12 protein-coding genes are annotated in these 12,340 nt (G+C 64.8%); 7 read left to right on the plus strand and 5 right to left on the minus strand.

All coding sequences use genetic code 11. From position 1 onward, the window contains the following. Positions 1–214 precede the first annotated feature (214 nt). The 3 genes from AC0MAZ_RS14755 to feaR all read left to right on the plus strand — a co-directional run bounded on the left by AC0MAZ_RS14755 (position 215) and on the right by feaR (position 3,420). Entirely contained in the window at positions 215–1,714 is a 1,500-nt protein-coding gene (locus AC0MAZ_RS14755; protein ID WP_254465255.1) for an APC family permease, read from the plus strand. Then, the gene (locus AC0MAZ_RS14760; RefSeq protein WP_475858323.1) at positions 1,695–2,258 is read left to right on the plus strand and encodes a DUF3156 family protein; all 564 of its coding nucleotides are present in this window, start codon (positions 1,695–1,697) and stop codon (positions 2,256–2,258) included. The genes AC0MAZ_RS14755 and AC0MAZ_RS14760 overlap by 20 nt, the downstream gene beginning before the upstream one ends. A 196-nt stretch (positions 2,259–2,454) precedes the next feature. Further along, positions 2,455–3,420, plus strand: coding sequence for a transcriptional regulator FeaR (gene feaR / locus AC0MAZ_RS14765; protein WP_203646983.1), 966 nt, complete (start codon positions 2,455–2,457; stop codon positions 3,418–3,420). 157 nt (positions 3,421–3,577) lie between these two features. Here the strand turns inward: feaR and AC0MAZ_RS14770 are convergent, their stop codons facing one another. The 4 genes from AC0MAZ_RS14770 to AC0MAZ_RS14785 form a co-directional block, all read right to left on the minus strand. Then, complete coding sequence (locus AC0MAZ_RS14770; RefSeq protein WP_050705511.1) at positions 3,578–3,943, minus strand: cupin domain-containing protein; 366 nt, start codon at positions 3,941–3,943, stop codon at positions 3,578–3,580. Between the two features lie 30 nt (positions 3,944–3,973). Next, a complete protein-coding gene (locus AC0MAZ_RS14775; protein ID WP_234562305.1) occupies positions 3,974–5,272 on the minus strand; it encodes an NAD(P)/FAD-dependent oxidoreductase in 1,299 nt (432 codons plus the stop codon). 375 nt (positions 5,273–5,647) lie between these two features. After that, a complete protein-coding gene (cprA, locus tag AC0MAZ_RS14780; protein WP_232855369.1) occupies positions 5,648–6,805 on the minus strand; it encodes a cationic peptide resistance protein CprA in 1,158 nt (385 codons plus the stop codon). Between the two features lie 376 nt (positions 6,806–7,181). Then, positions 7,182–8,012 (minus strand): alpha/beta fold hydrolase, encoded by an 831-nt coding sequence (locus AC0MAZ_RS14785; protein ID WP_203646978.1) that lies wholly within the window; start codon positions 8,010–8,012, stop codon positions 7,182–7,184. Between the two features lie 116 nt (positions 8,013–8,128). Here AC0MAZ_RS14785 and AC0MAZ_RS14790 point away from each other — a divergent pair, with 116 nt between their 5' ends. After that, on the plus strand, positions 8,129–8,569 hold the full coding sequence (locus AC0MAZ_RS14790) for a MerR family transcriptional regulator (protein ID WP_203646976.1): 441 nt from the start codon (positions 8,129–8,131) through the stop codon (positions 8,567–8,569). Between the two features lie 118 nt (positions 8,570–8,687). Here AC0MAZ_RS14790 and AC0MAZ_RS14795 read toward each other — a convergent pair whose 3' ends face one another. Continuing rightward, entirely contained in the window at positions 8,688–9,641 is a 954-nt protein-coding gene (locus AC0MAZ_RS14795) for an acetoacetate decarboxylase (ADC) (protein WP_203652663.1), read from the minus strand. A 206-nt stretch (positions 9,642–9,847) separates the two neighbouring features. Between AC0MAZ_RS14795 and AC0MAZ_RS14800 the strand changes: the two genes are divergently transcribed. The 3 genes from AC0MAZ_RS14800 to AC0MAZ_RS14810 all read left to right on the plus strand — a co-directional run bounded on the left by AC0MAZ_RS14800 (position 9,848) and on the right by AC0MAZ_RS14810 (position 12,264). Continuing rightward, complete coding sequence (locus tag AC0MAZ_RS14800) at positions 9,848–11,074, plus strand: NADH:flavin oxidoreductase/NADH oxidase family protein (RefSeq protein WP_475858325.1); 1,227 nt, start codon at positions 9,848–9,850, stop codon at positions 11,072–11,074. 56 nt (positions 11,075–11,130) lie between these two features. Further along, the gene (gene arfB, locus AC0MAZ_RS14805; RefSeq protein WP_203646975.1) at positions 11,131–11,544 is read left to right on the plus strand and encodes an alternative ribosome rescue aminoacyl-tRNA hydrolase ArfB; all 414 of its coding nucleotides are present in this window, start codon (positions 11,131–11,133) and stop codon (positions 11,542–11,544) included. A gap of 129 nt (positions 11,545–11,673) precedes the next feature. Further along, the gene (locus tag AC0MAZ_RS14810) at positions 11,674–12,264 is read left to right on the plus strand and encodes a hypothetical protein (protein ID WP_475858327.1); all 591 of its coding nucleotides are present in this window, start codon (positions 11,674–11,676) and stop codon (positions 12,262–12,264) included. Positions 12,265–12,340 lie beyond the last annotated feature (76 nt).

A 12,340-nucleotide genomic window follows, 5' to 3' on the forward strand; every position in this document is an offset into this window, starting at 1 on the left:
GCACGCAGGCCCCAGGGCATGCAGCAGGGCTGGCAGGGAGCGGCAAGATCGGCGGCAGGCTGTGGCAAGACCCCGCCTGGGAGGAGGCCGCAAAGTGAAGGGGTAATGCCGGCAATGGGTGTCAAGCTCATCGCGGGGCAGGCCCGGCGTTCGCCAGCACTTGCGGCGCGCCGGGCAAGCGATCATCTTTCCCTCGTCCACCCAGGGCCTACCCATGACAATAAACAATAAGCTCACCGAGCACCTCAACCGTGGCAGCGTCGGCTTCCCAACCGCGCTGGCCAGCACCGTTGGCCTGATCATGGCCAGCCCCGTGATCCTCACCGCGACCATGGGTTTCGGCATTGGCGGCAGCGCCTTCGCCGTGGCCATGGTGATCGCCGCGGTGATGATGCTGGCGCAGTCGACCACCTTCGCCGAGGCGGCGGCGATCCTGCCGACCACCGGCTCCGTCTACGACTACATCAACTGCGGCCTGGGTCGTTTCTTCGCCATCACCGGCACCCTCTCGGCGTACCTGATCGTGCATGTGTTCGCCGGCACCGCCGAGACCATCCTCTCCGGGGTCATGGCCCTGGTGAACTTCGAGCACCTCAACACCCTGGCCGAGTCGGCTGGCGGATCCTGGTTGCTGGGAGTGGGCTTCGTGCTGGTGTTCGGCGTGCTCAACGCTTTCGGCGTAAGCGCCTTTGGCCGTGCCGAAGTGGTGCTGACCTTCGGCATGTGGACCACGCTGATGGCGTTCGGCGTGCTTGGCCTGATCGCCGCGCCGGCGGTGGAGCTGGACGGGCCGTTCGGCGTGTCGCTGGTTGGCACCGACCTGATGACCATCCTGTCGCTGGTGGGCATGGCCATGTTCATGTTCGTCGGCTGCGAATTCGTCACCCCGCTGGCCCCGGAACTGCGCCGCTCGGCCTGGGTCATGCCCAAGGCCATGGCCCTGGGCCTGTTCGGCGTGGCCAGCTGCATGTTCATCTACGGCGCGGCGATGAAGCGCCAGGTGGAGAACGTCGTGCTCGACGCCGCCAGCGGCGTGCACCTGCTGGACACGCCCATGGCCATCCCGCGTTTCGCCGAGCAGGTGATGGGCGATATCGGCCCGGTGTGGCTGGGCATCGGCTTCCTCTTCGCCGGCGCCGCCACCATCAACACGCTGATGGCCGGGGTGCCGCGGATTCTCTACGGCATGGCGGTGGACGGGGCGCTGCCCAAGGTGTTCACCTACCTGCACCCGCGCTTCAAGACGCCGTTGCTGTGCATCCTGGTGGTGGCGCTGATCCCGTGCCTGCACGCCTGGTACCTGGGCGGCAACACCGACAACATCCTGCACCTGGTGCTGGCGGCGGTATGCGCCTGGAGCACCGCGTACCTGCTGGTGACCCTGTCGGTGGTGATCCTGCGCATCCGCCGCCCGGACCTGCCGCGGGCCTACCGTTCGCCGCTGTTCCCGCTGCCGCAGATTGTCTCCAGCATCGGCATCCTGCTGGGCATGTGGTTCATCACCCCGCCGGGGATGAACCCGGCCGATGTCTACCTGCCGTTCGCCGTGATGCTCGGCGCCACTGCGGCCTATGCGCTGTTCTGGACGCTGTGCGTGCAGAAGGTCAACCCGTTCCGCCCGGCGCGGGTCGAGGACGTGCTGGAGAAGGAGTTCGCCGCCGAGCCCGGTCATTCTCTCAACGAGCAGGTGCAGCATGTCGGCAAGCTGGCTTGAACGCCTGACCGGCCCGCGCGCCCCGGCTGGATACCGGCCTGGGGCGACCTTGCAGCGGGTGGGGCGAAACCTGGGATTGACGGATTTGCAATCCGCAACATCGTTTACCTACCGCGAGGATGGCCCTCGGATCGAAGTGCGTGAGCGCACCGAAAGCCACCTGCTGATGCACCTGGTGATGTGCGAGTTCATCCTGCGCGTGCCTGCCCGCGACCAGGGCAGGCTGCGGGCGGAACTGCACCACACCGGCGTGCTGCGCCGCAGTGGTGTTGCCTGCCGACGGCGGGGCGGCGACCAGGCCTTGTTCGAGCGCCTCGACGCGCGTCTCGCAGCGGTTCACGCCATCCTGATGCCCCTGGATTTCAAGCGCCTGGCCATCGATTGCCAGGACGGCCTGTGGCAGGTAACCCTGGAGCACATGGGCGCCAGCGAGGTGGTCAACCGGATGCCCGCCTTGCGCCGCTACATTCCCCTCGACGCTGAACAGCGCAAGCACCTCTGGCAGGTATTTGATGCGTTGGAGCGCATGCTTCGCGATCTTTGAACCTGGGGCCGCTTCGCGCCCCTTTCGCGGCACAAGGCCGCTCCTACAGACGATCGCCTCCTCCTGTAGGAGCGGCCTTGTGCCGCGAAGCGCTCCCACCGTCCTAAAGCCCCCCGCGAACGATGACAGTTGTACGCTCATTGATAACATGTTAACAATTAGCGCATAACAACAACGCCCGCGTGTGGAGGTTGCCATGCCCCAACCCGTCACTCAGTGCAACGCCAGACCCGCCCTGGACGGCCTGGAGCGCTGGACCACGGCCATGCAGAAGGTCTGCGGCCGGTTCCAGACCGAACTGGCCTTCAACCGCTCGCTGTTCATCGGCGAGATCTCGACCTACAACCGCGCCGGCCTGGCCCTGGCCAACCTGCGCACCAACGCCGGCACCATCCGCCGCTTTGGCGACAACCCCGACCGCGACGACGACCAGCATTGCTTTTTGGTCAGCCAACGCATGGGCTACTCGCAGATCACCCAGGACGGCGTGAGTATCCAGCTGTCACCGGGCGAGCTGCTGTTGATGGATTCGGTGGGCCCGTGCGAGATCACCCCGTTCGGCCTGATCGAGCATGTTTCGCTGTCGTTGTCTCGCGAACAGGTGCGCAAGCATGTGACCGGGCAGGGCGCGACCTTCGGCAAGATTTCCTCGACCAACGCCTGCGGGCGCATGCTGCACCTGCTGATGGACCAGTTGTGCCGCGAGGGCGATGAGGCCGGGGCAACCCAGGGCGAGGCGCTGCAGGCGGCGTTCATCGCCTTGCTGGAGCCGGGTTTCGAGCGCGGCGACGACAATCCCGGGTCGCTCGCCGGGCTCAGCGGCGCCAGCCTGCGCGGCTACGTGCAGAAGGTCATCGACGAATCGCTGGGCCAGCCGGGCCTGACCCCGGCCAACCTGGCCGAACGCCTGAGCATCTCGGTACGCCACCTGTACCGCCTGTTCGAGGAGGAGGGCGACAGCGTCTGCCGCTACATCCAGCGCTCACGCCTGAAGCGCAGCGCGGACGACCTGTCCAACCCGTTCCTCAAGCGCGAGTCGATCACCTCGATCGCCTACAAGTGGGGGTTCACCGACTCGGCGCATTTCAGCCGGGCATTCAAGAAGCACTTCGAGCAGTCGCCGAAGGATTTCCGGGCCATGGCCCTGATGCCGGGGCGGTAATGGTCATCGCGGGGCAAGTCGCATCGGCGCACCGCCGCTCCCACAAGGTACTCATCGAACCCGTGGGAGCGGCGGTGCGCCGATGCGACTTGCCCCGCGATAGTATTAATCTGCCTGACGAGGATGTATCGGCGGCCGCTATCGCGGGGGCGTTTCGTCAGGCGATCGCCAGGTAATGCTTGACGAAGGTCTCGCTCAGCACTTCCCACAGCACCGGCGTGCCCTTGGTCACGAACCAGGCATCGCCTGCCTTGTACCGAGTCACCTGACCGGTGGATTCATCGGTCAGCTGGATCTCGCCGGTCACGATCACCGCCTGCTCGCTGAACGGGTAGACCATGCGGAACTTGCCCTGGGTGGTGCCGAAGTAGGCGCTGCTGACCGGGTCGGTGGGGGCGCCGTGGGTCATCTTGCCGTAGCACTTGACCTCGCCTTCGAGGATGGTCGAGCCGAGGTCGGCAACGGTGCCCCAGGCGTCGAGTTCGGACAGTTGCACACCCTGGCGGACGGCGGTGAGGGTCATGGTGGTTCTCCTGGTCTTGTTCAAAAGGAATCAACGGCGGCCGTTGAAGAAGCCCGACAGCTGATGCACGGTCTTGCCGGCGGTCAGCAGCAGCGGGCGGATGTGGTCCTTGCCGAGGATGCGCGCATGCTTGACCGAGCTGATCAGCTCGTAGCGGCTGGAGCCTTCGCTCATGCCTTCGGCGAGGATCTTGCAGATGATGTGGCTGGGGGTGACGCCGAAGCCCGAATAGCCCTGCACGTAGAAGGCGTTGGGACGGTTACTCAAGGTGCCGATCTGCGGGAACAGGTTGGCGCTGGTGGCCATCGGTCCGCCCCAGGCCAGGTCGATGCGCACGTCCTTGAGGTAGGGGAAGATCTTCAGCATCAGGTTGCGGTTCCAGGCCTTCAGGTCCTTCGGGATGTGTTCCACGAACGGGGTGGCGGCGCCGAACAGCAGACGGTTCTCGCGGGTGACGCGGTAGTAGTCGATCACCGGGCGGATGTCGCTGTAGGCACCGCGGATCGGGCTGATGCGCAGGATCTGCTCGTCCGACAGCGGTTCGGTCATCAGCTGGAAGGCGTAGGTGTTGACGGTGCGCGCATGCAGCTCGGGTTCGAGCTTGTTGAGGAAACTGTCACAGGCCCACAGCAGTTTGTTGGCCTTGACCGAGCCGCGTCCGGTGCGCACGGTGATCCGCTCGCCGTAGTGCACCTCCAGGGCCGGGCTGTGCTCGAAGATCCGCGCGCCGTGGCCGACCAGGGCCTGGGCTTCGCCGAGCAGCAGGTTCAGCGAATGCACGTGGCCGCCGCCCATGTGCAGCAGCGCGCTGCTGTAGGCGTCGGAGCCGATGATCTGCTTGACCTCCGAGCCGGCGAGGAAGCGGATCTCATCCTTGCCGTTGATCGCCTTGAAGTCTTTTTCCCAGGCGCGCAGGGTCTTTTCCTGGCGGGCGTTGAAGCCCATGTAGCCGTAGCCGTGGCAGAAGTCGGCGTCGATCTGGTAGCGGGCGATGCGCTCCTTGATGATGCCGGCGCCCAGTTCGCTGATCTCGAAGATCTCGCGCAGGCCTTTCTCGCCGACGCTGCCCTTGATCTTCTCCAGGTCGTGGCCGATGCCGGCCATGATCTGCCCGCCATTGCGGCCGGTGCCGCCGAAGCCCAGGTAGCGGGCTTCGAGCACGACGACGTTGGTGATGCCTTTCTCGGCCAGTTCCAGGGCGGTGTTGATGCCCGAGAAGCCGCCGCCGATCACCACGACATCGGCGTCGATGTCGCTTTCCAGGGTGGGGAAGCTCAGGTTGTACTTCTTGGTGGCGGTGTAGTACGTGGGCGTTTCGATGTTGATCATGGCGCAGCCTGGACAGTTGGAATTGTTGGACAGCAGGGCTTGCACAAGCGCTGGCGGTTGCAGGCATTGAGCACCTAACGACAGGTAGGTGTCTTGCCTGGGGCTGCCAGGGTTTTGCTTCAGGCTGCCAAGTGTGTCCATCTCTGAGGGCGTACGGCGACAGCATGACCTCCACAGGAGGTGTGGTGATCATGCGCCTCATGAACATGTTAAGTAAATCACCGCCAGCGGCTGCATTCCCTGTAGGAGCGGCCTTGTGCCGCGAAAGGGCTGCGCAGCGGCCCCAGGATCTCAGCGTAGAGGCAGAATTCGCTGGGGCCGCTGCGCGGCCCTTTCGCGGCACGAGGCCGCTCCTACAGGGATGGCGAATGGCTTTTACTTGAAATCCCACTGCATCTGCGTGGCGATGCTCACACCGCTGGACGACCTGACGCACACGTCCAGGTAGTCGGTGAAGCGTGGCGGCACGGCGATGCCTTCTTCCAGCAGCCGGCTGTTGTCGAACAGGTAGTTGAGGTCGGCGAAGCCGCTGTACAGGCGCAGTGCGCGCAGCACCAGGCGCGGGTTGGCCGGGCCGATGCGGGCTTCGAAGCGGCTGGCCAGCGACTTCAGGTCGTCGACATCGACCTTGCGGTAGCGCTCGCCCACTGGTTGCGCGCCATTGGCCAGGGCGAAGGCTTCGTCGATCTCGGCGAAGGTGCAGGCCGAGTGATGGCCGGCGGAGATGTGGTACAGGTCGTGACTCAGGCGTGGCTTGAGGGTCAGGCCGATCAGCGCCTCGGCGCAATAGTCCACCGGGATCACATCGATCTGTTCGTCCAGGCCGCAGGTGAAGCTTTCCAGGGCGAAGCCCATGCGGAACACCCAGAAGATGCTGCCCGACGCCTGGCAACCCAGGCTGCGGTGGCCGACCACGATGGACGGCCGCGCCACCACCAGGGGCAGGGCGGGCAGCTCCTCACGCAGACGTCGCTCGATCTCAGCCTTCGAGGCGGTGTAGTCCACCAGCTGTTGGGCGGCCTCGGGGAATTCCCAGGACTCGCTGATTGGCGACTCGCGCTGCGGGCCGCAGCACATGGCGGTGCCCACGTGCAGGAAGCGCTTCAGGCGCGCGGAGCGGCTCAGCACCTGGGCAAAGGCGAAGGTGCCCTCGACGTTCACCGGCCAGATATTGGGGTTCTTCGAGAACGACGCCACGGCGGCGCAGTTGATTACCCTGTCGACCTGCATCAGCCGCGGGGTCTCGCGGGCCAGCCAGGCGGTGTCGAGGAAGTCGCCGCAGATGATCTGCGCCTCGCTCAGCGCCAGGCCCTGGCGCTCATCGACGCCATGCTGGCTCAGGTTGTCGCGCAGGCGTTGCAGGCCCTGGGCCGGGTTGTCGGCGCGGACCAGGAAGCACAGGGCGCCGGCATGGCCTTCGGCGATCATCCGGGCGGCGACGGCGCCTCCGAGAAAACCTGTGGCGCCGGTCAGCAGGATACGTTCCTGGGTTGAAGGGACAGCGTCGAGCGCGACGGTGGCAGGGGTGTTCATAGGTTTCCTCGGTCAATGACGGGCCCGGCTTACACCCCGTGACGGGGTGTAGAAGTCGTGTGAAAGTTGGGCCGAACAGCAGTTTCAGGCGCACAGCCATACGCACTCTTGAGTCAAGAGAAGGCAGCCGTACCGGGTTGGTTTGAAACCACCATGCCCAGGTAACGCGGGACGTTACCAGGGGCAGGGGTATTTAATTGTCTGGCCCGTGGCCTGTTAATTCAATTAACAGTTGTGGCCGATATGGAGGTTTTTGGTGAAAGTATTTTAATGGGTGTTGAACAGCTGTAAGTGCGCGTAGCCAATATGTAAAAAGTTTTAAAGTTGTTGCTCGATCAAGTACTCGTCGGGGGCGCGGCGGCCCCCGACGGGTATCTCAACTGCGCAAGAATGCCAGCAGGTCCTTGTTGATCACGTCGGCGTGGGTGGTCGGCATGCCGTGGGGGTAGCCCTTGTAGGTCTTCAGGATGCCCTTGGGCAGCAGCTTGGCCGACAGCGGCCCCGAGTTCTCGTAGGGCACGATCTGGTCGTCGTCGCCATGCATCACCAGCACCGGGACGGTCACTTTCTTCAGCGACTCGGTGAAGTCGGTCTGGGAGAACGCGACGATGCCGTCGTAGTGTGCCTGGGCGCCGCCCATCATGCCCTGGCGCCACCAGTTGAGGATCACCCCCTGGTCCGCCTTGGCCCCGGGGCGGTTGTAACCGTAGAACGGCCCCGCCGGGATATCGTGGTAGAACTGCGCCCGGTTGGCTTTCAGCTGGGCCTGCAGATCATCGAACACCGACTTGGGCAGCCCGCCGGGGTTGCCGTCGGTCTTGACCATCAGCGGCGGAACCGCGGCGATGATCGCGGCCTTGGGCACCTTGTCTTCGGGATGGCGGGCCATGTAGTGGATCACCTCGCCACCGCCGGTGGAGTGGCCGACATGGACCGCACCCTCGACGCCCAGGTGCTTGACCACGGCGGCCACATCGTCGGCGTAGTGGTCCATGTCGTGGCCATCCCAGACCTGGCTCGAACGACCGTGGCCACGGCGGTCATGGGCGACCACGCGATAGCCTTCGGCGACGAAGAACAACAGCTGGGCATCCCAGTCGTCGGCGCTCAGTGGCCAGCCGTGGTGGAAGAAGATCACCTGGGCGTTACGGGGTCCCCAGTCCTTGTAGAAGATTTCGACACCGTCTTTGCTTGTGACGTATCCCATTTCGCTTCTCCTGTCTCTAGGGTGTGGAGCGGGCAGGCCGGTGATGGTTCACTGGCCACCGGACAACACTAGGATTAAAGTGCGCTTGAAGGTCAATGCAATTTCAAAGGTGCCGGATGAGAATAGGAGAGTTGGCCAAACTTACCGGGCTGGCCGCGTCGCGTATCCGCTTCTACGAAGCCAGCGGGCTGATCAGCTCGGTCGAACGCAAGGCCAATGGCTATCGCGACTACGATGCCGACGCGGTATGGGTGCTGGAAATGATCACCAACGCCCAGGCTGCCGGGTTCTCGCTGGAGGAGATCCGCCAGTTGCTGCCTGCCAAGAGCAAGGGCTGGCAGCATGACGAACTGCTCGGCGGGCTCAGGCGCAAGGTCGAGGAGATCGAGCGACTGCAGGAGCGCCTGGCGCGCAACAAGGCGCAGTTGCTGCTGGTGATCGAGGGGATCGAGAGCAAGCCTGAAGGCATGCCCTGCGTGGACAACTCGCAGCGGGTGCTGGAGCGGTTGCGCGAGGAGCTTGCCCAGGACAAGGCCCGGCAAGCTACTGACTTGTAGGAGCGGGCTTGCCCCGCGAACACCGGCCTCGGCCGGTGCCATGCCACTGCATAGTCATGGCCGGCCTCATCGCGGGGCAAGCCCGCTCCTACAGGAATCGAGCACCGTCAGTTCCGTCTCAGTCGCTCGAGCCCAGCGCCGCCAGCGGCCTGGGCGCATACAGCGCGCTCTGGAACTCAGGCACATACTCGTACTTGACCATCCGTCCCAGCTGCAGATCGCGGATATAGCGCGACAGCTCGCCATCCCCAAGCACCAGCTGCGCCGAATCCCCGCTCATGCTCGAGGCATGCAGGGTCTGGCGCGAGGTGGCGTAGCCGTAGGCCAGCCGGCCCTGGTGGTCGAGGTTGGTGAAACTGTTGGTCACCAGGCCTGGTTCAGCGGACAGCCCCTCGAGCTTCTTCGCCCTGAAGATCACATCCACCTTGCCGCTCTGCGCGTCGCCGATGTCGTAGGTCACGGCCCGCGCATCCTCGCGGCGGTCGATCGCGGTCAGCCACTTGGGCAGGTTGTAGCCCACCACGCCGCGCACCCGCGCCAGCTCGGTATTGACCGGCAGCTTGAGTACATAACCCCAGAAATCCTTGGCCATCGACTGGCCGACCAGGGAGAAAGGCCCGAGATTAGCCTTGCCGGGCTTGCTGGTAATGATCGACAGGGCGATCTCGTTGTAGCTGTCGTTGTCGCAGTAGTCGTAGGTGTAGGCGGTAAACGCCACCAGCCCGCGCCCCGGCCACACCTGCAACGGTTGCACTTGTTCCAGCACTTCGGCGGGCATCAGGGCGCGCAGGCGGTCGAGGTCGGCGGTGTAGACGGCGGTGACGCGACTGTTCCTGTAGTAGAAGTTCGGCGAGTAGGAGGTAAAGCCCATGTCGACCCGGGTCTTCTCCAGGCCCTTGAACCAGCTCAGGTCGATGCCCGGCGCCTCGGCCTGGATCACGGCCAGCGGCGGGTTGGAACGGTAACGGTCGTACAGCCCGCCCTTGAGCACTGGCACCGAGAGCCCTGCGATGTCGATCTGCGTGGTTTCGGCGTGTTCAGGGAGGCCATTGGCGGCGTGGGTGACGGGCATCAGCAGGGCGCCGGCCAAGGCGGTTGCGCTTGCGAGTTTCACGGTGCGGTATCTCCAGGGGGGGTAAGGGCTGTCGCTGCGCAATCACCCTAACGTTCAACCCAACTTGAGAGTCAATGATCAAATTTTCGCCAACCCAGGGCTTGACCTTAAAGTTGACTTCAAGGCTAACGTCTGCGGCACGCCACTTTTTCGAGGTATTGCCGATGGACGTGTTCTCCCCCCTGACCCTGCCCAATGGCGCGGTCGTCCCCAATCGCATCGCCAAGGCCGCCATGGAGGAAAACATGGCCGATGCCGACCATGCCCCTTCGGACCGGCTGATGCGCCTGTACCAGGCCTGGGCGCAGGGCGGCGCCGGTCTGCTCATCAGCGGCAACGTCATGGTCGACCGGCGCGCCATGACCGGCCCCGGCGGCGTGGTGCTGGAAGATGACCGGCACCTGGAGCGTTTTCGCCAGTGGGCCGCCATCGGCCGCTCGAAGGGTGCGCAGTTCTGGTTGCAGATCAACCACCCCGGCCGGCAGATGCCGGCGAGCCTCGGGCAGCAGACCTGGGCACCCTCGGCCGTGGCGCTGGACCTGGGCAACATGTCCAGGCATTTCTCCACCCCGCGGGCGATGCCTGCCGAGGTGATCGACGAGGTGATCCGGCGCTTCGCCAGCTCCGCGCGGCTTGCCGAACAGGCCGGCTTCAGCGGCGTGCAGATCCATGCGGCCCATGGCTACCTGCTCAGCCAGTTCCTTTCGCCGCTGAGCAACCAGCGCACCGACCAGTGGGGCGGCTCCCTGGACAACCGCGCGCGGCTGCTGCTGGAGATCGTCAAGGCGGTACGCGCGGTGGTGTCGCCCGGCTTCGCCGTGGCGGTCAAGCTCAACTCGGCGGACTTCCAGCGTGGCGGCTTCAGCGCCGACGATGCCCGGCAGGTGGTGTGCCTGCTCAATGAGCTGGCGGTCGACCTGGTGGAACTGTCCGGTGGCAGCTACGAGGCGCCGGCGATGCAGGGCCAGGCCCGGGATGGCCGCACGCTTGCGCGTGAAGCGTACTTCCTGGAGTTCGCCCGGGACATCCGCACGGTGGCGAAGATGCCGGTGATGGTCACCGGCGGCATCCGCCGTCGACCGGTCGCCGAGCAGGTGGTGCAGAGCGGCGTCGAGATGGTCGGCATCGGCACTGCCCTGGCCATCGCGCCGGCCTTGCCCCGCGCCTGGCAGGCAGGGGAGGCGGCGGTGCCGGAACTGCGCCCGATCACCTGGAAGAACAAGGCCCTGGCTTCGCTGGGCAACATGGCCATGGTCAAGTTCCAGCTGCGCAGGCTGAGCGAGGCCAAGGCGCCCGAGCCTGGGGTATCTCCATTGTGGGCTTTGCTGCGCCAGCAATGGACCGACGCCGTGCGCGCCAGGCAGTACCGGCGGCGCATGGCGCAGGCCTGACACCCCGGGACGTCAAGGAGATGCGATAATGGCCGCGCTATCACAAGAGGCGCACCATGCTGACTATCTCCAACAATGTGCATCTGCCGGATGCCGAGATCGAACTGACCTACATCCGCGCCCAGGGCGCCGGCGGGCAGAATGTCAACAAGGTCTCCAGCGCCGTGCACCTGCGCTTCGACATCCCGGCCTCGTCGCTGCCCGCGTTCTACAAGGAGCGGTTGCTGGCGCTGCGCGACAGCCGCATTACCGCTGACGGCGTGCTGATCATCAAGGCCCAGCAGTACCGCACCCAGGAGCAGAACCGCCTGGACGCGCTGGAGCGTCTGGCCGAGCTGATCATCGGCGCCGGCAAGGTCGAGAAGAAGCGCAGGCCGACCAAGCCGACCCTCGGTTCAAAGACCCGCCGCCTCGACTCGAAGTCCAGGCGTGGGACGATCAAGGCGGGGCGCGGCAAGGTGGATTTCTAGAGACCTGGCATTTATGTCAGTTGTGCCTCTTTCGCTAGCCCTAGTAAATAAAGCATCGAATGAACTTTGGTGCTTCTGTTTGCTGTCTGGCACCGGTCTTTCTCGCCTGAACATTCAAGGAGAACCGTAATGGCCAGTGCAAACACCGCCTCTGCTCCCTCGCCACAAAACGTTTCGTCTTCTGCGGTACCGTTTAAAATCACCACCCAGCCCGATGGCTACCTGCCGGACATGACAGGCTTCGAGCTTGAGCGCCTGGGCACGCTGGAAAAGGGCTGGCACACCCTGTGCCCGATCCGTGCCGGACGCGACCTGGTCGAGGGCGAGGTGATCAGCGCCTGCCTGGTACGCGAGCGTGACGGCGAGTTGCAGCGGTTCGACTACACCGCGGTTGCCGGGGCGCTGAAGGCCGACCAGTGGCCGCAGGCGTTCGCCAGCTTTATCGTCGCCCAGGGCAAGGGCATCAGCGCTGGCGGCTGGAACGCGAATGGCGGGTTGACCTGCGAGGGTACGGTGGACTTGCGGCTGTGGTGCCGCAACCTCTACCGCGCGTTCAGCACCGCGCCATTCGCCAACAATCTGGTGCACTCGGCGTCATGCAACTGGCGCAGTGCCTCAAGTGCTTGTCGCAACAGCGGCTCTCCAGCCTCTGCCATCCCAATCAGGGTACGTTTCACGGCAGCCTCCTCGACGACGTTACTCACGAACAATACGCCCTGAGGCCAACGCTTTGCTAGGTTGGCGCGGGTGACGCACAATTATTAGAGTCTATCTGCCATCGCCCCGGTCCATTCTT

The sequence above is a fragment of the Pseudomonas sp. A genome (genome assembly GCF_056270345.1).

Excerpts from the sequence above, each read along its gene's own strand:
- AC0MAZ_RS14755 (WP_254465255.1), top strand. The coding sequence starts at position 215 with ATGACAATAAACAATAAGCTCACCGAGCACCTCAACCGTGGCAGCGTC.
- AC0MAZ_RS14760 (WP_475858323.1), top strand. The coding sequence starts at position 1,695 with ATGTCGGCAAGCTGGCTTGAACGCCTGACCGGCCCGCGCGCCCCGGCT.
- feaR (WP_203646983.1), top strand. The coding sequence starts at position 2,455 with ATGCCCCAACCCGTCACTCAGTGCAACGCCAGACCCGCCCTGGACGGC.
- AC0MAZ_RS14770 (WP_050705511.1), bottom strand. The coding sequence starts at position 3,943 with ATGACCCTCACCGCCGTCCGCCAGGGTGTGCAACTGTCCGAACTCGAC.
- AC0MAZ_RS14775 (WP_234562305.1), bottom strand. The coding sequence starts at position 5,272 with ATGATCAACATCGAAACGCCCACGTACTACACCGCCACCAAGAAGTAC.
- cprA (WP_232855369.1), bottom strand. The coding sequence starts at position 6,805 with ATGAACACCCCTGCCACCGTCGCGCTCGACGCTGTCCCTTCAACCCAG.
- AC0MAZ_RS14785 (WP_203646978.1), bottom strand. The coding sequence starts at position 8,012 with ATGGGATACGTCACAAGCAAAGACGGTGTCGAAATCTTCTACAAGGAC.
- AC0MAZ_RS14790 (WP_203646976.1), top strand. The coding sequence starts at position 8,129 with ATGAGAATAGGAGAGTTGGCCAAACTTACCGGGCTGGCCGCGTCGCGT.
- AC0MAZ_RS14795 (WP_203652663.1), bottom strand. The coding sequence starts at position 9,641 with ATGCCCGTCACCCACGCCGCCAATGGCCTCCCTGAACACGCCGAAACC.
- AC0MAZ_RS14800 (WP_475858325.1), top strand. The coding sequence starts at position 9,848 with ATGGACGTGTTCTCCCCCCTGACCCTGCCCAATGGCGCGGTCGTCCCC.
- arfB (WP_203646975.1), top strand. The coding sequence starts at position 11,131 with ATGCTGACTATCTCCAACAATGTGCATCTGCCGGATGCCGAGATCGAA.
- AC0MAZ_RS14810 (WP_475858327.1), top strand. The coding sequence starts at position 11,674 with ATGGCCAGTGCAAACACCGCCTCTGCTCCCTCGCCACAAAACGTTTCG.